This is a genomic window from Brevibacterium sp. 50QC2O2, assembly GCF_024580675.1.
GTDB classification, from domain to species: Bacteria; Actinomycetota; Actinomycetes; order Actinomycetales; family Brevibacteriaceae; genus Brevibacterium; species Brevibacterium moorei.
The window spans coordinates 1-23,116 of the sequence record NZ_JANIJZ010000025.1 but is presented as its reverse complement, the minus strand read 5'-3'; the positions used below and the strand labels follow the sequence as shown (position 1 = coordinate 23,116).

General features: G+C 68.4%; 17 protein-coding genes and 1 rRNA gene. 7 read left to right on the top strand and 11 right to left on the bottom strand.

What is annotated here, in order from left to right:
• Nucleotides 1-119: 119 nt before the first annotated feature.
• Nucleotides 120-1,349: a 2Fe-2S iron-sulfur cluster-binding protein gene (locus NQ038_RS14145; RefSeq protein WP_257057076.1), complete on the top strand. Its 1,230-nt coding sequence runs from the start codon at nucleotides 120-122 to the stop codon at nucleotides 1,347-1,349.
• Between the two features lie 47 nt (nucleotides 1,350-1,396).
• Here NQ038_RS14145 and NQ038_RS14140 read toward each other — a convergent pair whose 3' ends face one another.
• The 7 genes from NQ038_RS14140 to NQ038_RS14110 all read right to left on the bottom strand — a co-directional run bounded on the left by NQ038_RS14140 (nucleotide 1,397) and on the right by NQ038_RS14110 (nucleotide 8,270).
• On the bottom strand, nucleotides 1,397-2,716 hold the full coding sequence (locus NQ038_RS14140) for a cytochrome P450 (RefSeq protein WP_257057078.1): 1,320 nt from the start codon (nucleotides 2,714-2,716) through the stop codon (nucleotides 1,397-1,399).
• 9 nt (nucleotides 2,717-2,725) lie between these two features.
• Entirely contained in the window at nucleotides 2,726-3,616 is an 891-nt protein-coding gene (locus NQ038_RS14135; RefSeq protein ID WP_257057079.1) for an ABC transporter ATP-binding protein, read from the bottom strand.
• Complete coding sequence (locus NQ038_RS14130) at nucleotides 3,613-4,707, bottom strand: iron ABC transporter permease (protein ID WP_257057080.1); 1,095 nt, start codon at nucleotides 4,705-4,707, stop codon at nucleotides 3,613-3,615. The genes NQ038_RS14135 and NQ038_RS14130 overlap by 4 nt, the downstream gene beginning before the upstream one ends.
• On the bottom strand, nucleotides 4,682-5,542 hold the full coding sequence (locus NQ038_RS14125) for a trans-aconitate 2-methyltransferase (RefSeq protein WP_257057081.1): 861 nt from the start codon (nucleotides 5,540-5,542) through the stop codon (nucleotides 4,682-4,684). Before NQ038_RS14125 ends, NQ038_RS14130 begins: the two co-directional genes overlap by 26 nt.
• Nucleotides 5,539-6,582 (bottom strand): ABC transporter substrate-binding protein, encoded by a 1,044-nt coding sequence (locus tag NQ038_RS14120; protein WP_257057082.1) that lies wholly within the window; start codon nucleotides 6,580-6,582, stop codon nucleotides 5,539-5,541. The genes NQ038_RS14125 and NQ038_RS14120 overlap by 4 nt, the downstream gene beginning before the upstream one ends.
• 120 nt (nucleotides 6,583-6,702) lie before the next feature.
• On the bottom strand, nucleotides 6,703-7,152 hold the full coding sequence (locus NQ038_RS14115; RefSeq protein ID WP_257062859.1) for a DUF5663 domain-containing protein: 450 nt from the start codon (nucleotides 7,150-7,152) through the stop codon (nucleotides 6,703-6,705).
• Nucleotides 7,153-7,331: 179 nt separating this feature from the next.
• Nucleotides 7,332-8,270 (bottom strand): NADP-dependent oxidoreductase, encoded by a 939-nt coding sequence (locus NQ038_RS14110; RefSeq protein WP_257057101.1) that lies wholly within the window; start codon nucleotides 8,268-8,270, stop codon nucleotides 7,332-7,334.
• 160 nt (nucleotides 8,271-8,430) lie between these two features.
• On the opposite strand from NQ038_RS14110, the gene NQ038_RS14105 reads away from it, so the two are divergent.
• A complete protein-coding gene (locus NQ038_RS14105) occupies nucleotides 8,431-9,348 on the top strand; it encodes a 2-keto-4-pentenoate hydratase (protein ID WP_257057084.1) in 918 nt (305 codons plus the stop codon).
• Nucleotides 9,349-9,450: 102 nt separating this feature from the next.
• On the opposite strand, the gene NQ038_RS14100 is transcribed toward NQ038_RS14105, so the two are convergent.
• Entirely contained in the window at nucleotides 9,451-10,227 is a 777-nt protein-coding gene (locus tag NQ038_RS14100) for an SDR family oxidoreductase (protein ID WP_257049724.1), read from the bottom strand.
• A 27-nt stretch (nucleotides 10,228-10,254) separates the two neighbouring features.
• Nucleotides 10,255-13,377: a cation-translocating P-type ATPase gene (locus NQ038_RS14095; protein WP_257057086.1), complete on the bottom strand. Its 3,123-nt coding sequence runs from the start codon at nucleotides 13,375-13,377 to the stop codon at nucleotides 10,255-10,257.
• Nucleotides 13,378-13,612: 235 nt separating this feature from the next.
• On the opposite strand from NQ038_RS14095, the gene NQ038_RS14090 reads away from it, so the two are divergent.
• From NQ038_RS14090 to NQ038_RS14070, 5 genes are all read left to right on the top strand, one after another.
• On the top strand, nucleotides 13,613-15,238 hold the full coding sequence (locus NQ038_RS14090) for a thiamine pyrophosphate-dependent enzyme (protein WP_257057088.1): 1,626 nt from the start codon (nucleotides 13,613-13,615) through the stop codon (nucleotides 15,236-15,238).
• Nucleotides 15,235-16,698 (top strand): aldehyde dehydrogenase (NADP(+)), encoded by a 1,464-nt coding sequence (locus NQ038_RS14085; protein WP_257049727.1) that lies wholly within the window; start codon nucleotides 15,235-15,237, stop codon nucleotides 16,696-16,698. Before NQ038_RS14090 ends, NQ038_RS14085 begins: the two co-directional genes overlap by 4 nt.
• Nucleotides 16,699-16,806: 108 nt before the next feature.
• Complete coding sequence (locus NQ038_RS14080; protein WP_257049728.1) at nucleotides 16,807-18,093, top strand: SLC13 family permease; 1,287 nt, start codon at nucleotides 16,807-16,809, stop codon at nucleotides 18,091-18,093.
• Nucleotides 18,094-18,176: 83 nt separating this feature from the next.
• Nucleotides 18,177-19,121, top strand: coding sequence for a hydroxyacid dehydrogenase (locus NQ038_RS14075; protein WP_257049729.1), 945 nt, complete (start codon nucleotides 18,177-18,179; stop codon nucleotides 19,119-19,121).
• A 66-nt stretch (nucleotides 19,122-19,187) separates the two neighbouring features.
• Nucleotides 19,188-22,130, top strand: a complete 2,943-nt coding sequence (locus tag NQ038_RS14070; protein ID WP_257057089.1) for an FAD-binding and (Fe-S)-binding domain-containing protein — start codon at nucleotides 19,188-19,190, stop codon at nucleotides 22,128-22,130.
• Nucleotides 22,131-22,167: 37 nt separating this feature from the next.
• Here the strand turns inward: NQ038_RS14070 and NQ038_RS14065 are convergent, their stop codons facing one another.
• Together NQ038_RS14065 and rrf are read right to left on the bottom strand one after the other, a co-directional pair.
• Nucleotides 22,168-22,884, bottom strand: a complete 717-nt coding sequence (locus tag NQ038_RS14065) for a GntR family transcriptional regulator (protein ID WP_257057102.1) — start codon at nucleotides 22,882-22,884, stop codon at nucleotides 22,168-22,170.
• Nucleotides 22,885-22,992: 108 nt separating this feature from the next.
• Nucleotides 22,993-23,109 (bottom strand): 5S ribosomal RNA (gene rrf, locus NQ038_RS14060).
• Nucleotides 23,110-23,116: the final 7 nt, after the last annotated feature.

Genomic DNA, 23,116 nt, shown 5'->3' with positions numbered 1-23,116 from the left:
TGATGCCGGGGGTCACCCAGTGGCCGGTTCATGTAGCTCTGCGCCTCAGAAACCGCATGAACCGGTCACTGGATGATTCGCCTGGGCATCGACTGTCCCCTCATGGTTAGAGTGAGCGCATGAGTGTCGAATCCCCCGCCTCCCCTCACACCGAGCTGCTCCTGCGCGCAGGCTTCACCCCGGTCGCCGTCACCGGCCTGCGCCGGCTGGGCCCGCGCGTCCTCGAACTCACCCTGGACCGACGCGAGCCCTTCTCCCCCGGTTCCCATATCGAGGTCGCCCTAGCTACTGAGCCCATCCCCGCCACAGGCCGGCGCGAGGCCGCGGGCACCACAGCGGTCCCGCTGATCCGCCACTACTCCCTGAGCTCGGATCCGACCGGGGCCACGCCCTGGACCATCGCGGTCCAGGACTCAACCGTGCAGGGCGACACCGCGCAACCGGCCGTCCCCTCCGGAAGCGCCGCCCCCAGCCTGTCGCATACCCTGCACACCATTGCGCAGCTGCGCGAGTTGTTCATCCGCGGCCCGCGCAATAACTTCCACTTCCGCACGGCGCGGCCCGCGTACTTCGTCGCAGGCGGCATCGGCATCACCCCGCTGCGCTCGATGCTGACCTTCGCCGCGGGCCTCGAACTGAACTGGCACCTGCTCTACGTGGGCCGCGGCGCAGGCTCCAGTGCCGGGGACTCCAGCGCTATGGACCCCCTGGCCTATGCCGGCGAACTCCTCACCGCCTTCGGCCCCGAGCACGTGACGATCTGGGACACAGCGAAGAGAGGGCGCCCCGATCTGGCCGCCGAGGCCGCAGCCTGGCTGGGCGGGCACCCACAGGCGCTCGTCTACACCTGTGGTCCCGCGGGATTCGCGGACGCGCTGCGGGCAGGGCTCGCGGCGCGCCCGGAGACCGCGCAGACGATCGTCGAATCCGAACTGTTCGATCCGGCAGCCGAGGGCCCGCAGGCCGTATCCGCAGGGGCAGGGTCAGGCGGCACCGTGCAGGGCGACGCCGCCGCACCGGCGTCCCAACCGGCCGTGCAGGGTGCCGTCGGCACTACGGGCGGTGGGGCCTCGGCGGGCGGAAATCTGCCCTTCACCGTTGAACTGGCCGATGGGCGCACCGTGCCGGTGGGAGAGGGCGAGTCGATCCTGCAGGCGCTGACCGGCGCGGGAGTGCGCGTGCTCTCGAGCTGTCAGCGCGGAACCTGCGGCACCTGCGAGACCCGCATCCTGGCCGGCCGTGCCGACCACCGTGACCATGTCCTCGACGCCGCGGAGCAGGAGGCGAACGAGACCATGATGATCTGCGTGTCCCGCAGCTGCGATCCGGTGCTGAAACTGGACCTATAGGAAACAGTCCTGCGCGCGGCCACCGGGCCCGCGCGCAGACCTCCCACTCACCCCAGATGCAGGCGCATGGGGGCGCTGGCATAGGAGCGCAGGGTCGTGTGGATGTAGGGCTCGGCCGGGGCCAGGGGCTCCAGGGAGGACACGCGGCGCAGGAACTCGGCGAAGAAGGAGTCCATCTCCATCCGGCTGATCGGTTGGCCCACGCACATGTGGATGCCCATGCCGAAGGTCAGATGGCCGGAGGCATCGCGCTCCATATCGAAGGAATCCGCGTCGTCGCCCCAGCGCGCGGGATCGCGGTTCGCAGCACCGGGGAAGACGATGAGCTTGGAGCCCGCGGGGATCGTCACCCCGCCGATCTCCACGTCCCGGCTGGTGGTGCGGAAGAAGGACTGGAAGGGCGAGTCGAAGCGGAAGCACTCGTCGATCGCGTACTTCATCAGCCCCGGGTCGGCGCGCAGCCGGGCGTACTGCGCGGGGTGGCGCGACAGGGCGACCAGGGTGTTGACGATCGCCAGCACCGTGGTGTCCAGGCCGGCGGAGAGCATCGCGCGCACCAACAGGGTCGCCTCCTCGTCGAGGATGTCCCCGGAGTCCGCGAACTCCCAGATCTGCGCGCCCATGCCCCCGGGCGCCAGGCGATCGCGAGCGCAGGCCTCCATCACCCATTCGACCACTCCGTCGGCGGCCTCGAAGTGTTCCCGGGCGACCTCGTTCATCGGCCCCATCCGGGAGAAGTTCATGGCGCCCTGCAGGATCAGCTTGGGGTCGCGGTCGGCCCGCGGGATGCCCACTGCATCGCCGAAGACGCGCAGGGTGAACCGTTTGGCCAGGTCGAACACGTCGAGGTCCACGGCGGCCGCGGCCTCTGCAGACCCCAGCACCTCGTCTAACAGTTCTCGCGCATAGGCGTCGAAGTCGGCGCGGCGGGCCCGCAGCCGGCCGGGGCTGATGACCGCCGACATGGCCTGGCGCATCCGGGTGTGGATGGGCGGGTCGACCTCCAGGATGCCCGGGCGCCAGAAGGCCGGGCGGTTGACCGCGTAGTTCGCCGGCCCCACCCCGGCCCCGGAGATGAAGGTCTGCCAGTCGTCGAGGATCGCGCGGACCTCGGCGTCGCGGCCGAAGGCGTAGACCCCGTAGCGCTCCAACCAGACCGCGGCTCCGGCCTCGCGCAGGCGGATCAGGAAGGGGTAGGGGTCTGCCAGGGTGGCGCGCGAATACGGGTCGTCGGGCAGGCTCGCATAGGCGTCGGCGGGCACGGGGGCGACGGCCTCCGGTTGGGCCGAGGCCTGGGACAGGAAGGCGGATTCGGCCGCTTGGGCGGTGGGTGCGGACTGCGGGGATGTGGTGCGGGATACACTCATATCCGTATATTACGAGGGCGATGTTCCCCTCGGGCTCGGGGGCCGGTCAACCGACCGGCCCGCACGCAGGTACGAGATCTGGACACCCGCGTGGTGTCGGGAGCCCTCCACCACGGCCTGCACCCCGTAGACCCGGGCGATCAGCTCGGTGGTCAGTACCCGCTCCGGAGTGCCGACGGCCCGCACCCGCCCATCCTGCAGGACGATCGCATCGTGACAGTATCGGGCTGCCAGGTTCAGATCGTGCAGGGCGGTGACAACAGTCAGACCGGAGTCGCGCAGTAGGGACAGAACCTCGAGCTGGAAGCGGATGTCTAGGTGATTCGTCGGCTCGTCGAGCAAGATCACCTCCGGTTCCTGGGCCAGGGCGCGTGCCACCTGGACCCGCTGCTGTTCCCCGCCGGACAACCGTGCCCAGGACCGGTGCCGCATTCCGACCAGGTCGACTCGCTCGAGAGCCGCCTCGACGACCTGGGAGTCGTATCCGGTCAACGCGCTGAATGCCCCGCGATAGGGTGTTCGGCCGATCGCCACGGCCTGTTCGACCGTGACATCGAGATGGGCGCTGGGACTCTGTTCGACAATCGCCAGACGGCGGGCGACCGCGCGACGCGATAGTTCGGCCAGCGGCACTCCCGCCAATTCGACGATGCCCGCCGAAGGCGCACGCAGTCCTGCCAGGATTCGCAACAGCGAGGTCTTGCCCGCCCCGTTCGGTCCCAAGATTCCCAGCATGCGGCCGGGGCGGGCGCTCAGATCGATGCCGTGCAGGATCCGGTTGCCCCCGCTGCCCCAGACGACTCCCCGAGCGGACAGCGCCGGTGCCGGAGTGACCGCCGCCTCGTCCGTGGCCACTCCGGTGGGCGCTCCGGTGGGCGCTCGGAGCTCTTCCCCGTTCATCGTGTCCCCTCCTTCTTCAGCACCAGGGCGAAGACCGGCGCACCCAATAGTGCGGTGATGACTCCCACCGGGATCTCGTGCGGGGCCAGGGCCCAGCGGGCCAGTGCGTCGACCCAGATGAGGAACACCGCACCGCCCAAAGCGGTCAGCGGCAACATGATCCTGTGTCCGGAGCCCGCCAGCAGGCGCACGATGTGTGGTACCAGCAGACCGATGAACCCGATCGCGCCGGAGGCTGCGACGGCCGCCGCGGTCATCAGCGCGGCCAGGACCATGAGGAGCCCCCGCATCCGAGCCACTGGAATGCCCAGCGAAGCGGCGGTGTCCCACCCGAAGGTGAAAGCGTCCAGCGCACCCGCACACCATACGACCGCGAACGCCGCGGGCACGATGACGATGGCGGCCACCGCCAGAGGCTGCCAACGCGCTCCGCCGAGGGAGCCAAGCAGCCAGTAGGTGAAACCCCGGGTGGCATCCGCGTCACCGGAGAGCATGAGAATGAGCGAGGTCAGGGCGGAGAAGAACTGGGAGACCAGCACACCGGTGAGCACGACCCGGGAGGGATTGGACGCGCGGCCACCGCCGATCAGGACCAGCACGATTCCGAAGGCCAGCAGGGCACCTGCGAATGCGCCGGTGGACAGGGACACCGCGCCTGCGCCGACCCCCAGCAACAGCACCGCGACCGCACCGGTCGACGCGCCCGAGGACACTCCCAGCAGGTACGGTTCGGCCAGCGGGTTGCGGGTCACCGCCTGCAGGACGGCACCGGACAAAGACAAGCCGACTCCCACGACGACTGCCAGGAGTACCCGCGGCAGCCGGGACTCCCAGATCAGTGCGTCGATGAGTGAGGAGGCGGCACCGGGGTCCGGCACCAGAGCGCCCAGGCCCAGATGACGGGCCAGAATCGCGACTACCTGGGAATAGCGGATATCCGCCGTACCGATGAGGCAGGCAGCGGGGATGGACACCAACAGGGCCACGGCGAAGATGGGGATCCAGAAGGCTGTGCCCATGCGGGCCGGGGCTGCAGTGCGCGGCGCCTCGGAGCCGGCGGCGGCATCAGCGGACACCACAGACGATGACATCGTCAAGGTACCTCCAGACGGGGGCGGCCTCTGAGAAGCCGGCGCAGGTCAGCGCCGCCAGATGGAAATCGAGCGGGGCCGGGGGCGTGGGTGGGCGGTCTGCGAAGCGACGGGCCCGCTCTGCCAGGTGACATGCGAACTCCGGCACCCCGGCCAGTTCCTCCCACCATTGGTCCCAGGTCAGGGCACCCGCGGCCTGATCGCGAGTCTGCGTCGCCAGGTCATCGGCCGCTGCGGCGGCTGACAGGAAGGGTTCGGCTACGGAGTCGTACCGCAGGTGGTCGGCGTCGAGCAGCAGACCGCCGGCGGGCAGAAGCCCGGCTGCACGGGTGTAGACGTCGACCAGCTGGGCCGGGTGCAGCCAGTGCAGAGCGGTCGAGGACACGACCGCTCCGATCGGGGGCAGGGCCTCGGCGGAGAGAAGCGCGGACACCGCCTCGGCCCAGCCGCAGCCGGCGAGGTCCGAGTCGAGCGGATGGAACCGTCTCGGATACGCCTCGGCCAGGTGAGTCGCGGCCAGGTGCAACAGAGCCGGGTCGTAGTCCACGCCGATCACGTGGACTCCGGGCAGCCGCTCGAGCACGCGCGCGGACAGGCTGCCCGGTCCGCAGCCCAGATCGAGCACTGTCAGGGCGGATGCGGTCGGAGCCTCTGCCCGACTGGTGAGCATGCGCACCACCAGAGCGACAACGGTGGAGAAGCGGTCCTCGCGCCGGTTGACCAGGGCCGCCTGCTGGGCGTCCCAAGCTGCGACCAGGCGGGCCGCAGCCGAGGTGGGGCCCCTGTCCGCTTCGGTGGGATCGGCCCCGGTGGGATCAAAAGCGCCGGATATCATCGACCCTCCTCATCTTGGATCTTCAGCAGCCCCTCGGACACGTGCTTGACCGCCTGGACACTGTCGAGCCCCGGGTCCATCTCCGGTCCCGAAATGGTGATGAACCGATTGTGTTTCACCGCATCCATCTGCTTGGTCAACGGATCGTTCTTGAGGAAGTCGATCTTCTCCTTGGCAGTGTCACCCGGGTATCCACGCGTCAGGTCGCCCAGGATGATGACATCGGGGTTCCGGTCGGCGACTTCGTCCCAGCTGACCTCCGGCCATTTGGTGTCACCGTCGTCGAACAGGTTCTTCGCTCCCACCATCTGGGTGACCGTCTGCGGCAGTCCGCCGGGCCCCGCTACGGACGGAGTCGCCTTCGACGCCGCGGTCGAGTAGAACCATACGAGTTTGGGTGTACCGGTGATCCTCTTCGCCTTGGCCACGGATTCATCGATGATCTTCCGTTGCTGGGCCACCAGATCTTCACCGGCCCGCTGCACATCGAAGATCCGCGAGATCTGCCCGACCTCGTCGAAGAGCATGTCGAAGTCGGCACCACCCTTGACGGACTCGTGGTAAGTGCAGTCGAACTCGGTCAGATAAGTGGGCACGCCCAGGTCCTGCAATTCCTGACGGGTGCCGGCGTTCTCCTCTTTGAAGAAGGAGGCGTAGGACGAATAGACGAAGTCCGGTTGGGTGTTCAGCAGAGTTTCGTGCTTGACGATCCCATCGGACAGCAGAGGGACCCTCTTATATGCCGCGGCAAGATCAGCGGGGATCGGGTTCGTCTGGTAGGCGGTGCCGGCCAGGCGGTCTCCCAATCCCAGGCGCAACATGAGTTCCGTGGCCGATTGGTTGAGGGACACGGCCCTCTGCGGTGAGCGCTCAACGGTGACATCGGTGCCACAGTTCGTGTACTTCAACGGATAGGCGGTGGCCCCGGAGGTTTTGGGAGCCGAGGGCGTCTGGCCGTCGGGATCCTTGTCCGCTCCACCGGAACAGCCGCAGAGCAGGAGGGCGACGGCGAGCGCCGGCAGTATTGATTTCAATCGCATACCCGATAAGGTATGCCCCCACATCGGTAGTAAACCAATGTTTATATGCGCAGGTGGCGATGAGTTCCACGGCGTTTCTGCGCGTGGTGTTCAAAGTTGCGGTGTGCAGAGTCGCAGGGTTCAGCCCAGTCCGTCGACGGTGGCGGCCAGGCGCTTGACTGCACGGGTCAGCTCTTCGTTCATGATCCGGGCGCGGTCGGGGGTTTTGAGCCGCATGAACAGTTTGAGGGCGAAGGTCTGGAGCTCCGGGGTGGCGGTCTGCGCATAGTCCTCGACCGTTCCCATCCCCTCGGATTCGAGCCAGGCCAGGATCGCGGCGCGGTCACCCTGGTTCATCCGGTCGAATGCCTCGGCGTCGTGCTCGCTCAGCCCCTCGGCCAGGCGGTCGCCCACCCGGGTGCGCATATCGGCCATGGCGGTCTCGACCAGGGCAGTGCGCTGTTCGGCCGGCAGCCCGGCGACCACCGCGTCGACTGCCGCGGTGGGGTCGACTGCCGCGGTGGGGTCGACTGCCGCGGTGGGGTCGACTGCCGCGGTGGGGTCATCGTCGGCGAAGAACGCGGATCCCATTGCTTTCCTCCCAGGGTTCGTGCGGTCACCACCGGGCCCGGCGGCGACCGCGTCCATCCTACCGGCGCGAGGCTCCCGCACCTCCACGCGATTCTTCATAGACACCATCCCAGCGCGGAAACGACCTGTTGCAGCACGTCGTTTCCGCGCTCAGGTGGTGTCTATGCCTGCTCCCGCACCTACCCCCGAACCCTGAGCACCATCCGGCCCGCGCCCGCGTCGAGTTTCCGGTGCGCGGCGACGACCTCGGCGAAGGGTAGGACCTCCGGCTCGGCCACGCTGATCGTCCCGGCTGTAATCCCGGCCGAAACCGCTTCCAGGGCCACATGATCGGGTTCGACGATCATGCCCGTGAGTCGGATCCCGGCCGCTGCCGCCCGCTCTACCAGTTCGCTCTTGTCCCCCGAGGGCACGCTGACGACCAATCCACCCGGAGCTGTCACCCCGATCGCGCGCTCACTGTATTCGCCACCGACCAGGTCGATGACCACGTCCGCCGAATCGACCGCGTCCTCGAAGCGCTGCCGGGTGTAGTCGATCGCCTGGTCGATCCCAAGGTCCATCAGTCCCGCGAGCTTGCCCGTGGAGGCCGTGCCGATCACGTACGCGCCCCGGCTCTTCGCCAGCTGTACTGCGAACCGACCCACGGCTCCGCTGGCACCCAGCACCAGCACCCGCTGCCCGGCCCGCACCTCGGCCACGTCGACGACGATCTGATAGGCGGTGGTCGCCGGCAGCGGCACGGCTGCGGCCGTGCTCAGCGACAACCCTGCCGGAACCTCGACCAGCTGTCTGGCGGGCGCGGTGAGGTATTCCGAATAGGCCGCGGCCGGATAGGGGAAGCGCGGCATCCCATAGACGCGGTCGCCCACGTCAAAGCGCGTGACTCCCATACCCACCGCGGTCACGATCCCGGCCACGTCCCAGCCCAGGGGCAGCGGCGGGCCACCGGCCACAGCGCCCATTTTGCCGCCCTGCCGGGTCTTACCGTCCACGGGGTTGATCCCGGCGTAGTCGACCCGCACCTGCACCTCGGTGGGGACCGGTTCCGGGACGTCCACGGTCTCAAAGCGGAGCACCTCGGGCCCGCCGTATTCGCCGATGATCACCTGCTGCATCCGGTCCACCTTCGTCTTCCTCCCGCGATCTCACATCGTGTTCCATATTCGCCTGGCCCCCGCGGCTGCGAGAGGCTTGGACCAGCATCGCACGCCGCGGCACATTCCGCACCACGCGCATCCGGCTCCAAAGAAGGCTCCAAAGAAGAGGTCGTCCACCATGTCGCACACACCCGTCACAGACTCCGCCGCAACGCCGCTGGGAGGCGGCGAATCGCCGAACCCCCGGGCCGAGGCCGCAGCCGGCCTGCTCGTGCGCGCCCGCACCGCCGGCGATAAGTTGGACGCCCTGCCCGCGGAGGCCAAGCCCGGGGACAAGGCGGATGCCTATGCGGCTCAGGTGCTGATCGCCCAGGCACGGGCCGAGGACACCGCAGGGTGGAAGATCGCGGCGACCAGCATCGACGGGCAGCGGCACATCAACGTCCCCGGCCCCCTCGGCGGGCGCCTGCTGACCTCAGAGGTCTACGGCGATGGCGAGACCGTCGATCTGGGCAACAACGCCATGTGGCTGGCGGAACTGGAGTTCGTCTTCGTCTTCGCCCAGGACCTGGCGGCACGGCCTGAGGAGTACACGCGTGAGGAAGTGCTCGCGGCGATCGGCGAGCTGCGCCTGGGGATCGAGCTGCCCAGCAGCCGGTTCGTCGACCCCGCCACGGTCGGGGAGCTGGGCCTCATCGCCGACAATGCGTGCACCGGCGAGTTCGTCCTGGGGCCGGTCGTGGCCGCAGGCTGGGAGCCCGAGGTCCTGCCGCAGACCCGCGTCACCGTCACCGTGAGCGGCGTGGCCGCCGGGCGGGGCGAGGACGCGGCCGGCGCTCAGGCCACACCGGCCGGCACCGAATCAGCACAGCCCGGCGAGCCCCGGGTCTCCTACGGGATCGGCGAGAACGTCATGGGCGACCCGGTCGAGGCCCTCCGCTGGCTGGTCAACGAGCTGTCCGCCCTGGGCCATCCCCTGCACGCCGGCCAGTTCGTCACCACCGGCACCTGCTGTGCGCCGGTGCCGGTGAAACCCGGAGAGGCCCTGAGTGCGGACTTCACGGGCCTGGGCACCGTGGGGTGCAGTTTCGTTTAAGCGCATACCGGCAAACACCATCCTGGCGCGGAAACGACCTGCTACAACAAGTCGTTTCCGCGCCAGGATGGTGTCTATGCGCTCAGATGTCCAGGGCGCCCCTCACCGGGCCCAGGTGACTCCGCCGTCCACGGCGACGGTCGTGCCCACCACATAGTCGCCGGCGCGCGAAGCCAGGTAGATCGCGACCCCGGCCATGTCCTCGGGAGTGCCGATCCGCCCGGAGGGAATGCCCTGGGCCACGGCCTCTGACTGATCGCGGGCCTCGCGGTTCATGCTCGAGGGGAAGGCACCGGGTGCGATCCCGTTGACCACGATGCCGTCGTCGATCAGGTTCAGCGCCAGTTTCTTCGTCAGGTGGATGACCCCGGCCTTGGCCGCGACGTAGCTGTAATTGTCCACCGGGTTGATGCTCATCCCGTCGATCGAGCCGATGTTGATGACCTTGGCCAGGTGGTCCCCTGCCCGGCCCACGGCGCGCAGTTCGGGCGCGAGATCCTGGATCAGGAAGAACAGGGCCTTGACGTTGAGGTCCATGACCTTGTCCCAGCCGGATTCGGGGAACTCGTCGAAGGGCGCGCCCCAGGCGGCACCGGCGTTGTTGACCAGGATGTCGAGGGCCGATTCGTGTTCGCGGAACTTCGCCACGACCTCGGCGCGGCCGGCCGTGGTCGAGATGTCCCCGGGGATCGAAACGCAGGTGCCCAGTTCGGACAGTTCGGCGGCTGTCGCATCACAGGCCTCGGCCTTGCGCGCGGTGATGTAGACCCGCACCCCGGCGCGTACGAAGCCCTCGGCGATCATCTTGCCGATGCCGCGCGAACCGCCGGTGATGAGGGCGCAGCGGCCCTCCAGTGAGAACAGGGTCGAAATGTCCATTTTGCTCCTTTGCAGATGTCGTCCGGATCACTTTACCGCGGAACGCGCCCGCACCCAGATCTTGCGCAGTTCCTCGGCCCACAGCACCAGGGAGGCGCCCAGGGTCGCCACGACCCAGTCGGCCACGGACATCCCGGCGGTGCCGAAGGCCACCTGCAGGAACGGCACGTAGACCACCGCGATCTGCAGCAGCACGCTGATCGCGATCGCGCCCCACAGCAGCCGGTTGTGGAACAGGCCGTGGAAGGCACTGCCCACCCCGGAGCGGGCGTTGAACACGGAGAACAGATTGGCCAGCACCAGGGTGGTGAATGCGGTGGTGCGTGCCTCGTCCAGGCCGTCCACGCCGAAGGGCCCGATGGCCGGGATCAGGCCGCCCGGCAGGCACAGGTCCATCACCAGCAGCAGGCCGAAGGCCATGGTGAATCCGGTGGTGAAGATCGCGACCCACATGTTCCTGTCGATCACGCGCTCACTCCGCTTGCGCGGGGGCCGGCCCATCACGTCGTCAAGCTCGGGGTCCACGCCCACGGCCAGGGCCGGCAGCGTGTCTGTGACCAGGTTGAGCCACAGGATCTGCGTGGCCAGCAGCGGCACCGCCAGGGCCGCGCCGGTTTCCTCGGCGGCGGCGGTCAGGCCGATCACGCCCATCAGCACCACGCCGAAGAACATGCCCAGCACCTCGCCCATATTGGCGCACAGCAGGTAGCGCAGGAACTTCTTGATGTTGTCGAAGATCGTCCTGCCCTCGTGCACCGCGCGCACGATGGTCGCGAAGTTGTCATCGGCCAGCACCATCCGGGCGGCCTCCTTCGACACCTCGGTGCCGGTGATGCCCATTGCCACGCCGATGTCGGCGGCCTTGAGCGCGGGCGCGTCGTTCACCCCGTCGCCGGTCATCGCGACGATCTGGCCCTGGGCCTGCAGGGCGGAGACGATCTTGAGCTTGTGTTCGGGCGCGACGCGGGCGTAGACGGACACGTCCTCGACCGCCTGGGCCCAGCCGGCATCGTCCAGGGCGTCGAGTTCCCGGCCGGTCAGGGCCGGCGCATCGGGGGCGACGATGCCCAGCTGCGAGCCGATCGCCCTGGCCGTGGCCGGGTGGTCGCCGGTGATCATGACGACCCGGATGCCGGCCCGGTGGGCCTGCCCGATCGCGTCGCGGACCTCGGGCCGCGGTGGGTCGATGATCGCGACGGTGCCCAGATAGCACAGGTCTGATTCGTCGGCCTCGGTCAGTTCGGAGACCGTTCCGGCGCCGTGGCCGAGGTCCCCGCCGGCTGATTTTCTCGCAGCCGAGGTGCCGGCCGGGTTACTCGCAGGCGCAACCGCAGCAGGTTTGGCAGCCACGCCGATCGCGCGGTAACCCTGGGCGGACAGGGCCTCGATCCCGGCCAGGAGCTCGCGGCGCCTGGCCTTGTCCAGCACCACCGCATCATCGCCGACCTGCTCGGCGGTGCACCGGTCCAGCAGCACGTCCGGGGCGCCCTTGGACAGGATGACGCGGCGCCCTGACAGCCAGTGCAGCAGCGGGTCGTCGCCAGCTCCCGGATCACTGGCCGCGCCTGCCACGGCACCGTGTCCACCGGAAGCGGTCCCGCTCTGTTCCGCGGCCGCCACCTGGCCGACGGCCTCGTCCACATGGTGCAGGGTCGTCATCATCTTGCGCTCGGAGGAGAATGGGATGTCGTCGAGTCGGGTGGCGGGCAGGCCCGATGCACTCTCACGGGCGGCCGCCCGCAGTTGCGGCACCTTGTGCACGGCCACCAGGAAGGCCGCATCGGTGGGGTCACCGGTGATGTCCCAGCCGGCGGCCGTGTGGACCAGTTGCGAGTCATTGGCCAGGGCGCCCGCGCCCACGGCCAGGGCCGCCTCGCGCAGGGCCCGGGCGGCTCCCGCCCCGCCCACGGTCCCCTCTGAACCACTCGCGCCCGGGGCGCCGACTGAACCGGCCGAGCCGGACACACCAGCAAACCCGGCCGGCTCAGCGGGCGTCGCAATGGCCCCGCCCGCGGGGTCGTAGCCCACCCCGGTGAACTCCGTGGTGCCCGAGGCCGTGACGACGCGGGCGATCGTCATCGCGTTCTGCGTTAGCGTGCCCGTCTTATCGGTGCAGATGACCGAGGCACTGCCCAGGGTCTCCGCCGAGTTCAGGTTCTTCACCACGGCATTGCGCTTGGCCATCCGCTGCACACCCAGCGCCAGGACAACCGACAGGATGGCGGGCAGGCCCTCGGGCACCGCGGCCACGGCCAGGGACACGCCCAGCAGCAAGATCGTCACCCAGTCAGTCGCCGAATGCGGGGTCTGCACGATCGCGATCGTGAGCATGATGACGATGGCGATGATGACGACGATCCGACCCAGTAGCCCGCTGACGTGGTTGATCTCGCCGGTCAGCGGGGATTCGGTCTGCTCCGTCTGGTCGAGCAGGCCGGCCACATGACCCATTTCGGTGTCCATCCCAGTGGCGGTGACGATTGCCAGCCCGGTACCGCTGGACACCCCGGTGCCGCGGAAGACCATATTCGTCCGGTCACCCAGATCAGCGGGTTCGGCCAGGACGGCGGTGGACTTCTCCACCGGCGCGGATTCGCCGGTCAGAGCGGCCTCGGCAACCCGCAGCGCCGAGGCGTGGAACAGTCGGGCATCAGCGGCCACCTGGTCGCCCTCGGCCAGGCACAACACATCGCCCGGCACCACATCGTGACCGGGAATGGTCTGACGCCGGCCGTCGCGCAGCACGGTCGCACGGGCCTCGGTCATCGAGGCCAGGGCCGCGACGGCATCCGCCGCCTTGGATTCCTGGACCAGCCCGATGACCACGTTGAACACGACCACGAGGACCACGACCAGCGCCTCGATCGGCGCACCGTGAGCGCCCTCGAGCGCCCAGGCCCCCACCGAGATGACCGCGGCGATGAGCAGGAGGATGACCAGGGGGTCCTTCAGCTGCGCCAGAATCCGTTTGATCAGGGGCGTCCGGCCGGCCGATCTGAGTTCATTGGGGCCGTGTTCGGCCAGCAATGCGGCGGCTCGATCACCCGACAGGCCAGCATCGCGTTTCACGTGAAACGCGGTCGCGACAGCCTCGGCTTCGAGCAGGGTCGGGTCGGTAACGGATGCATGGGCGGTGTCGTTGACGGCCATGCGGCCAGCCTACCGAGGCGGCTCACGGCTCGCCGGGTCGCTTGCCGCCTGGAAGCCCCGGTCTCGCTGGACGGACCACGCCGGATGTCGAGCGGATCACTATCACGCTCAGTAGCATGCTACTCTTGCTTCGTCGGTTCCCCACCCGACGATTCACAGGGACGACGACGAATCGGTGAGCAGCGCGGAGGGGCGGCCACAAGAAAGTACGGCTACACCAATGAGGGAATGAGCTATGACATCTCGCACGCAAACCGCCCATGACGCACCCCGCCTCGCCGGCCACGCCGTCGTCGAACAACTCGTCGAGTACGGCGTCGACACCGCCTATGCGGTCCCCGGTGAGAGCTACCTGGCCGTGTTGGACGGAATGTACGAACACGCCGACGAGATCCGCCTCGTCACGGCCCGGCAGGAGGGCGGCGCCTCGATGATGGCCGCCGCCTACGGCCGTGCCACGGGCCGGCCCGCCGCCTGCCTGGTCACCCGCGGCCCCGGCGCCACCAATGCCAGCATCGGCGTACACGTCGCCTCCCAGGACGCCAGCCCCATGCTCCTGCTGGTGGGCCAGGTCCCTGAGCACAACCGCGAGCGCCGCGCCTTCCAGGAGATCGACTACGCCGCGATGTTCGGCACCATCGCCAAGGAAGTCGTCGAAATCCACGATCCGAACCGCGTCCCCGAACAGATGTCCCGTGCCATCGCCGCGACCACCGCGGGCGAGCCCGGCCCCGTGGTCGTCGTCCTGCCCGAGGACATGCTGATGACCGAGACCTCGGCGCCGGTGGTCAGGACCGCAGCGGTCAGCCGCCCGATCCCCGCCCCCGCCGACGTCGAGCGCGTCGTCGCGGCCCTTGCCGCCGCCGAGCGCCCCGTGATCGTCGCCGGGCGCAACAACTGGAATGAAACCACCAGGACCGCCCTGGCCTCCTTCGCCGAGGCCTCGCAGATTCCCGTGGCCACGGCCCTGCGCTGCCAGGACGTCATCGACAACCGGTCTGCGGCCTATATCGGAACCCTGGGTCTGAACACCACGCCGGGTCTGCCCGCCGTGGTCGAACAGGCGGACCTCGTCGTCTTCCTCGGCTCGCGACCGGATGCCCAGACCATGGGCGATTTCTCGCTCCTCACGCCGCCGCGTCCGGCCGCCACCATCGTCCACGTCTACTCCGACGGCAACGCGCTGGGGCGTGTCTACGCCGCCGACATCGCCCTGCCGGTGTCCCCTGAGGAATTCCTCGCGGCCCTCCCGGCCCGCGTCGAGCCGGCCGGCGACCGCGCCGCCTGGCTCACGCTGACCGCGGATGTGCGCCGGAACTACCAGCCGCTGAACGACGACGATGCGGTTGCGCGCGACTTCATGGCCGTGTTCAACGAGGTCATGCCCGAGGACACGATCATGACGTGCGGCGCCGGCAACTACACCGCCTGGGCCCAGCGCCACCGTTCCTTCACCACCTATCCCGCACAGCTGGCCACGCAGAGCGGCTCAATGGGTTACGGCATTCCCGCCGGTGTCGCCGCGGCGATCCAGTACCCGAACCGCACGGTCGCGACCTTCGCCGGCGACGGCTGCTTCATGATGACCGGCCAGGAACTGGCCACCGCAGCCGGTGAGAACGCCGATCTGCTGGTCGTCGTGGTCAACAACAGCCGCTACGGCACCATCCGCGCCCATCAGGACCGCGAATTCCCCGGCAGGGTCAGCGGCACCGATCTGCACAACCCCGATTTCGCCCAGCTGGCACTGGCCTACGGCGCACAGTCGACCCAGGTGCGCACTCCCGAGGAGTTCCGCACCGCACTGAACGAACTGGGTACTGCCTCCGGCCTGCGCCTGATCGAGGTGCTGGTCCCGTGAGCGTCGTTCCCAGTACTGCAGCGGAGATCGCACAGACCCTCGACCTGGCCCAGGACGCCGCGACCGTCTGGGGCGCATACGCCCCGGCTCGCCGCGCCGAGGTCCTCGAGGCCATCGCCGATGCCCTCGACGCCGCGGCGGACAGGTTGATTCCCGTCGCCGTGGCCGAAACCAATCTCACCACGGACCGTCTATCCGGTGAGCTCAAGCGCACCACCTTCCAGCTGCGCATCTTCGGCGAGGTCCTGCGCGAGGGCGGCTTCTTCGACGCGCGCATCGACCACGCCGACGCGGACTGGCCGATGGGTGCCCCGCGGCCCGACGTCCGGCGCACGCTGATCCCGCTGGGACCGGTCGCCGTGTTCTCGGCCAGCAACTTCCCGTTCGCCTTCTCGGTCGCAGGCGGGGATACCGCCTCGGCCCTGGCCGCGGGCAATCCCGTCATCGTCAAGGCGCACTCAGGACATCCGGAGCTGTCCGCCCTGACCGGTGAGATCGCCGCCGAGGCGATCGCCGGGCAGGGGGCGCCGGCGGGGCTTCTATCGGTGGTCTACGGCACCCAGGCCGGTGTTACCGTGCTGCAGGATCCGCGGATCAAAGCCGGTGCCTTCACCGGTTCCATCCCCGGCGGCCGGGCGCTGTTCGATATCGCCGTCTCCCGGCCCGAGCCCATCCCGTTCTACGGTGAGCTGGGCAGTGACAATCCGGTCTTCGTCACCAAGGCGGCCGCCGGGGAACGGGCCGAGGAGATCGTCGACGGGTTCATCGGATCCTTCACCGGCAGCGCCGGGCAGCTGTGCACGAAGCCGGGGATGCTCATCGTCCCGCGGGAATCGACGATCGTCGAACTGCTGCGCACGAAGTCCTATCCGCCGGCGGCCGCGCTGCTCAACGGCCGAATCCAGGACGGCTACGTCGCCGCCCTGACCGCGCTGCAGAATCACGCCGATGTCCGGGTCCTGCACCAGGACGCCGACGCCTACGCCGACCCGCCCACACCCACGCTGCTGCACACGGACTCCGCCGCGGTGCTGGCCGATCCCGCGACGCTCCAGGAGGAGTGCTTCGGGCCGGCCTCGCTGATCGTGGAATACGACGATGAGAGCGAACTCGTCGAACTGGCCGCGACCTTCGCCGGACAGCTCACCTCGTCCATCCAGGGCACCGACGATGACGAGGTCACCGAACTCGTCGCCGTCCTGTCCCGGATCGCCGGGCGCGTGTTGTGGAACCAGTGGTCCACCGGACTGTCGGTCACCTATGCCCAGCAGCACGGCGGACCCTACCCGGCGACCACCGCGGTGACCACGACATCGGTGGGCACCGCGGCCATCGAGAGGTTCCTGCGGCCCGTGGCCTACCAGGGCTTCCCCGACCGGCTGCTGCCGGAGCAACTGCGCGAGGACAATCCCCTGCACGTGCCCCGGCGCGTGGACGGCGAACTGTCCGCACGCGGCTGATCCCCTCCCCGCTCAGCGAGCGGCGCCTGCCCGGGCGATCCCGGGCAGGCGGCCCCACCCCTTCGAATCCACACAGAATCCGCTTCTGGTCAAAGGAGACACTAGCGAATGGAAATTCAGGCCATTCTCGGAGTCCTGATCGTCGCCGCCGCGATGATCCTCTTCGTCTTTGAAAAAATCCCGATCGCCATCACCGCTGTCGGCGCATCCCTGCTCATGTGGGCGATCGGCGCCCTCGACGTCAAGGACGTCTACGCGCCCTTCGGCAGTCAGGTCACCATCTTCGTGGCCGCCATGATGATCGTCGGCAGTGCACTATTCAATACCGGCGCCATCGACATCGTCGTCGGCTGGTTCCAGAAGAGCGGGATCGAAAAACGCCCCCGCCTGCTGGTCGCGGCCATCACCCTGGTGACGTCCTTCCTGTCCGCATTCCTGTCCAACAGCGCCGTCATCGCGATCTTCCTGCCGCTCATCGCGGTCCTGGCGGCGCGGTCGACGCGCAAGATGAACGTCCAGTTGCTCGTGCTGTCCGCCGGGATCGGCGCCGCCATCGGCGGCCTGGCCACCCTGGCCGGTTCGTCCTCGCAGGTCGTCACGCAGGGCATCCTGCAGGAGACCGAGGGCGCTACGCCGATGCACCTGTTCACCCTGACCGCGGTGGGCGCTCCCCTGGTCGCGATCACGGTGCTCTACATGTCCACCATCGGCTACAACATCGGCAGCAAGGTGCTGACCAGCCCCATCCCCAGCACCTTCTCCGCGATGGGTGAGGACAAGCCGTCCGACGATAAGCCGACCAAGGGCGTCAACTGGCGGATGCCGTTCTCCGCACTCGCGCTGGTCGTCATCATCGTGGCCTTCGCAATGGGCGCGGACATCGCGATCGTCGCCATGATCGGCGCGGTCGTCATGGTCCTGACCCGCTGCCTGCCACTGCCGGATGCTCTCAAGTCGATCGACTGGAACACCATCATCATCCTCAGCGCCGCGCAGGCCTTCGGCGGCGGTCTGACGAAGTCCGGCGGCGGCCAGCTCATCGCCGACTGGGTCTCCGGCACCCTGGGCAAAACCGCAGGTCCGTGGCTTGTGCTGCTGGTCCTCAGCGTCGTCGCCATGATCCTGACCAGCTTCGCCTCCAACACCGCGCTGACCGCGATGTTCGTCCCGATCTCCATGTCGGTGGCCGGCTCCCTGGGACAGAATCCCACCAGCTGGGCCGTCATCCTGACCATCGCCTGCTCCATCGCGATCTTCACTCCGGTCGGCACCCCGTGTATGACCCAGACCATGGTCGCCGGGATGAGGTACACCGACTACGTCAAGATCGGCCTGCCGCTGGCCTTCATCCTGATCATCGCAGCGGTCTTCATCGGCATGGTCGTCTATCCGTAGACCGGCCGTCCACTGACAGGCCCCATTTCCGCCGGCGGCTGCACCCGGTCGCCGGCGGACCCCACCATTTGAAAGGCATACCCGTGAACGCTACCGATTCCGCTCCGGACAACCGCCCCCTCGTCATCGGCCTGGGCCCCGTCCCGCCGGCCGAGGTCGAACCCACTCTGGGCTCCGGCATCCGCTTCGAGCCCAATCCGGGGCCGGCCGACCTGGCCGGCGCCCAGGGCGCCATCGTGCGCGCCTCGGCCCAGATCGACGAGGCGGCGATCGCACAGCTGCCGGCGCTGCAGGTCATGGCCCGCAACGGAGTCGGCTACAACAACATCGACGTGGCCGCCGCCACCGCACACGGCATTCCCGTGTGCATTACCCCCGGCAGCAACACCAGGGCCGTGGCCGAGGGCGCCTTCGCCCATATGCTGCACCTGGTGAAGAACCTGGCGCCGTTCACCGCGCTGGTCCGCGAGGGCCGCTGGGATGAGCGCACCACGATCCCGATGGGCGACCTGGACGGCGCGACCCTGGGCATCATCGGCTTCGGGCGGATCGGCAGGCTGGTCGCCCAGATGGCGGAGGTCTTCGATATGAAGGTCCTGGCCTACGATCCCGTGGCCGAGGTCCCGGCCGAACTCGACGCGAGCCTGGAGACGATCTACGCGCAGTCCGATATCGTCTCGCTGCACCTGCCGCTGTTGGAGTCGACCCGCAATATCATCGATGCCACGGCACTGCAGGCGATGAAGCCGGGAGCGATCCTGCTCAACGTCAGCCGTGGCGGCCTGATCGACGAGGACGCGGCCCTGGCCGCCCTCGAGTCGGGCCATTTGGCCGGTGTCGGCCTGGACGTCTTCGAGTCCGAACCGCCGGCCGACCACGGCCTGTACCAGCATCCGAACACCGTCCTGACCCCGCACATGCTGGGCATCAGCAAGAAGGCGGCACACGCAAACTACGTGATGGCAGCGCAGATCGTCCGCGATGTGCTCGAAGGCAAGGAGCCCACCACCGCGGTGAGCCCGGAATAATCCGGACCCCCAGAGTGGTAAACGGCCGCTGGGCCGCACGAATCCTATTGGAAAGCAGGTTGTGATTTGACTACCACGCTCGACGTGGCCCAGCGGTTCCGCAACGATGAGATGACCCTCGGCGCCTACGTCTCAGACGCCTCTATCTTCCGGCGCCGGCCCAGGGCCGTCTTCGAACCGGACTCGATGGCGGATATCCGCGAGGCCGTGGCCTACGCCGGTGAACAGAACTGGCCGGTGACCGTGCGCGGGGGCGGAACCTCGGTGGCGGGAAATGCCATTGGCGATGGACTCATCATCGACCTCTCCCGCAACTTCAACCGGGTCATCGAGATCAACCCGCAGGCGCGCACCGCCCGCATCCAACCGGGCATCGTGTGCGACGACCTGCGCGAGGCCGCAGCGGAATTCGGCCTGACCTACGGGCCCGACCCGTCCACCCACAATCGGGCGACGGTCGGCGGGATGATCGCGAACAACGCCTGCGGCTCGCACTCCCTGGCCTGGGGCACCGCTGCGCAGAACGTCGTCGAACTGACCGTGCTGCGACCCGACGGCAGACCCGTCACCCTGTTCAAGGGCGGGACCACGGACCCGGACCTGGACGCCGAACTACACGCCCTGGTCGATGCGAACCTGGCCCGGCTGCGCACCGAACTTGGACGCTTCCCCCGGCAGGTCTCCGGCTACGGCCTGCACTACCTGCTGCCGGAGAACGGCTTCGATGTGGCCAAGGCCTTCGCCGGGTCCGAGGGCACCCTGGGCATCATCGTCGAGGCCGTGGTCCGGTTGGTCGAAGTGCCCGCGGCCAAGGCCCTGGCCGTGCTGGCCTTCCCCACCGTATTCGACGCCGCCGCGGCGGCTCCCCTGACCAGGGCCCCGGGCGTGGCCACGTCCGAGGGCATGGGCGGGGATCTGCTCGATGTGCTCAAGATCAGCCAGGGCGAGCACGCCGGCGACATCCTGCCAGGCGGCACCGCCGAGGTCCCCGGCGGTGACCGCCCTGCCGGTGGCTGGCTCTACTGCGAGACCACCGGTGTCACCGCAGCCGAGGCCGACCGCCGGGCCCGGGACCTGGTCGCCCGGTTCTCCGGCGGGGACTCCGGCATCGTCGCATCCACCATCGTGACCGACCCGACCGAGATGCGCGCCCTGTGGAAGATCCGTGAATCCGCCGCCGGACTGGTCACCCGCCTGCCCGATGGCGGTGCCGCCTGGCCGAACTGGGAGGACTCCGCGGTTCCCCCGGAGAACCTCGCCGACTACCTGCGCGAACTCTACCGGCTGCTCGACACGCACGGCCTGCGCGGCATCCCCTTCGGCCACTTCGGCGAGGGCTGCGTGCACATCCGCATTTCCTTCGATCTGGGAACGCCCGCCGGCGTCGAGGTCTTCAACGCCTTCATGCACGATGCCGCCGCTACGATCGGCCGGCTGGGCGGCTCCCTGTCGGGTGAGCACGGCGACGGCAGGGCCCGCTCCGCCCTGCTGCCGGCCATGTACTCCGCTGACATGCTGGCCCTGTTCGCCGGCTTCAAGGCGATGTTCGACCCGGATGGCTCCCTCAACCCGGGCGTGCTGGTCGATCCCGAACCCGTCACCCAGGGCATCCGGCCGGGCCCGGGCGGGCGTACTCGGGAGTTCATCCCGCTGCACGCGCTGAGCCGCGATCAGGGGTCGATCGTCAATGCGGTCAACCGCTGTGTCGGTGTTGGCTCCTGCCGTTCCATGGACGGGGCCATGTGTCCGTCCTTCCAGATCACCCACGACGAGGTCCATTCGACCCGGGGACGCGCCAGAGTCCTGTCCGAACTATTCCGCGGCGAGACCTACCCCGACGGGGTGAAGTCCGAGCAGGTCAAGGACGCGCTCGACCTGTGCCTGTCCTGCCACGCGTGCGCCAGCGAATGCCCGGTCAACGTCGACATGTCCACCTACAAGTCGGAGTTCCTCAACCAGCACTTCTCCGGGCGGATGCGCCCCATGTCGCACTACTCGATGGGCTGGCTGCCGTGGACGTCGAACATCCTGCACAAGATCCCCGGCCTGGCCTCACTCGTGAGTGCCGCCATGTCGGTGCGCCCAATCGAGTGGACCGTCATGAAGCTGGGCGGCGTGGACGCCAGCCGCTCCATGGTGAGGTTCGCCCCGCGCAGTTTCCAATCCTGGGCGAAGCGGGCCGGCCGACGCGCCGCCAGGCCCCAGCCGGCCGGGCAGCCGGCCGGCCGCGGCACACGATCCGGGACCTCGGCGTCGCATAGCGGCAGTGGACGGATCGTCCTGTGGCCCGACAGTTTCACCAATCATCTGGAGGCCGGGGTCGCGCAGGATGCGTACACGGTCCTCACCGCGCTGGGCTATGAGGTGATCGTGCCGCAGGGCTTCGTGTGCTGTGGCTTAACGTGGCACTCCACCGGGCAGCTGACGCAGGCACAGCGGGTCATCACGCAGACCTACGACCGGCTGGGCGATCTGGTCGACGGGCGCACACCGGTGGTCGTGCTCGAACCCTCCTGTGCCTCGATGCTGGCCGAGGAAGCTCCCGAACTGCTGGCCGACGATCCTCGGTCAGCCCGCCTGGCCGGGCAGATCCGCACCCTGGGCGAGGTCGTCGCCGAGCACGTCGGAAAGGATTCCTGGCCGTTCGGTGAGCTGCCCGTTCCCGCGCTATCGCAGGTGCACTGCCATGAACGCTCCCGCCGGGCCCACGGTGGGACCGCCGAGGTCCTCAACGCCCTGGGCGTCGACGAGGCGGAGATCCAGACCGGCTGCTGCGGACTGGCGGGCAATTGGGGATTCGAACCCGGCCACGCGGACATGTCACGTGAGCTGGGCGAACGCGAGCTGCTGCCGCGCGTCCGCGAATTGGAGTCGAGTTCGATGGTCCTGGCCGACGGCTATTCCTGCCGGACCCAGATCCGCGAGGGAGTCGCCGGCACCGAGCATCAGGATAAACAGGGAATGCACCTGGCCCAGGTACTGCGCAGGGCCCTGGGGCCCCAGAGCTGATGGGCTTATCCGGGCCGGATGCGGTTCCGGGTGCGTTCTAGCCGGCGATGAAGCCCGTGCCCAGTGCCGCCCAGAGGCCCTGCGGGTCGCCGTCCTCACCGGCGCGGTGCAGTGCCTGTTCGATCAGGAGCACCGCAGTGGTCTCCAGATGAGCCCGCATGGCCTCCCCTGCTCCTGCCGGGTCCCCCGCCACGACTGCCCCGATGATCGGGTCGTGTTCGGTCAGAATGCTCGAATAGTCTCGGGCATCGCCGGCTGTGGATGCGCCCAACAGCCGGGTATTGGTCCGTAGATTGTCGATGACGGTACGCCCGCGGCCCATCAGAGCCGTGTCCAGGATCAGCCCGTGCAGCCGTTGATCGTAGGCGAAGAAGAGCTTCTCGTCGTCCAGTTCGGCCGCAGCCACCATGCCGGCACGGAGTTCGTCCGCGACCTGGGTGAATTCGTCTGCGCGCCACAGTGCCGCCCGGCGCGCAGCCGGCACTTCCAAGGCGATTCTGATGCCGAAGATCTCCGCCACATCCTCCGGGCGGGTGCGCTTGATGAGGAACCCACGATTCTTCTTGATCACGACCAGGCCGGCGTCCTGCAGTCGCAGCAGAGCATCGCGCACCGGAGTGCGGGAGATGCCCAGGTCTTCGGAGAGCTGATAGACGCTGTACATGTGATCCGGGACCATGGAGCCGTCGACGACGGAGGTCCGGACGTGATCCATTACCCGTTCGGTGAGCAGCGGTTTCCGCGCAGGTTCCATAGACGCCACCCCTTGATTCTATCCGCCCGTGAATGCACTGATGGCCCCCTGGCGAGCACATCCACACGGGGTGGCTACAAGCCAGAAGACCATCAGATATTAAATTAATTGCGGCGGTGACCTACTCTCCCACACACTCCCGCATGCAGTACCATCAGCGCAATCGGGCTTAGCTTCCGGGTTCGGAAAGGGACCGGGCGTTTCCCCAACGCTCTCACCACCGCAAAACCAC

What these genes read in the sequence shown, in the direction of transcription:
- NQ038_RS14145 (WP_257057076.1), top strand. Translation starts at nt 120, where the DNA reads ATGAGTGTCGAATCCCCCGCCTCCCCTCACACCGAGCTGCTCCTGCGC.
- NQ038_RS14140 (WP_257057078.1), bottom strand. Translation starts at nt 2,716, where the DNA reads ATGAGTGTATCCCGCACCACATCCCCGCAGTCCGCACCCACCGCCCAA.
- NQ038_RS14135 (WP_257057079.1), bottom strand. Translation starts at nt 3,616, where the DNA reads ATGAACGGGGAAGAGCTCCGAGCGCCCACCGGAGCGCCCACCGGAGTG.
- NQ038_RS14130 (WP_257057080.1), bottom strand. Translation starts at nt 4,707, where the DNA reads ATGTCATCGTCTGTGGTGTCCGCTGATGCCGCCGCCGGCTCCGAGGCG.
- NQ038_RS14125 (WP_257057081.1), bottom strand. Translation starts at nt 5,542, where the DNA reads ATGATATCCGGCGCTTTTGATCCCACCGGGGCCGATCCCACCGAAGCG.
- NQ038_RS14120 (WP_257057082.1), bottom strand. Translation starts at nt 6,582, where the DNA reads ATGCGATTGAAATCAATACTGCCGGCGCTCGCCGTCGCCCTCCTGCTC.
- NQ038_RS14115 (WP_257062859.1), bottom strand. Translation starts at nt 7,152, where the DNA reads ATGGGATCCGCGTTCTTCGCCGACGATGACCCCACCGCGGCAGTCGAC.
- NQ038_RS14110 (WP_257057101.1), bottom strand. Translation starts at nt 8,270, where the DNA reads ATGCAGCAGGTGATCATCGGCGAATACGGCGGGCCCGAGGTGCTCCGC.
- NQ038_RS14105 (WP_257057084.1), top strand. Translation starts at nt 8,431, where the DNA reads ATGTCGCACACACCCGTCACAGACTCCGCCGCAACGCCGCTGGGAGGC.
- NQ038_RS14100 (WP_257049724.1), bottom strand. Translation starts at nt 10,227, where the DNA reads ATGGACATTTCGACCCTGTTCTCACTGGAGGGCCGCTGCGCCCTCATC.
- NQ038_RS14095 (WP_257057086.1), bottom strand. Translation starts at nt 13,377, where the DNA reads ATGGCCGTCAACGACACCGCCCATGCATCCGTTACCGACCCGACCCTG.
- NQ038_RS14090 (WP_257057088.1), top strand. Translation starts at nt 13,613, where the DNA reads ATGACATCTCGCACGCAAACCGCCCATGACGCACCCCGCCTCGCCGGC.
- NQ038_RS14080 (WP_257049728.1), top strand. Translation starts at nt 16,807, where the DNA reads ATGGAAATTCAGGCCATTCTCGGAGTCCTGATCGTCGCCGCCGCGATG.
- NQ038_RS14065 (WP_257057102.1), bottom strand. Translation starts at nt 22,884, where the DNA reads ATGGAACCTGCGCGGAAACCGCTGCTCACCGAACGGGTAATGGATCAC.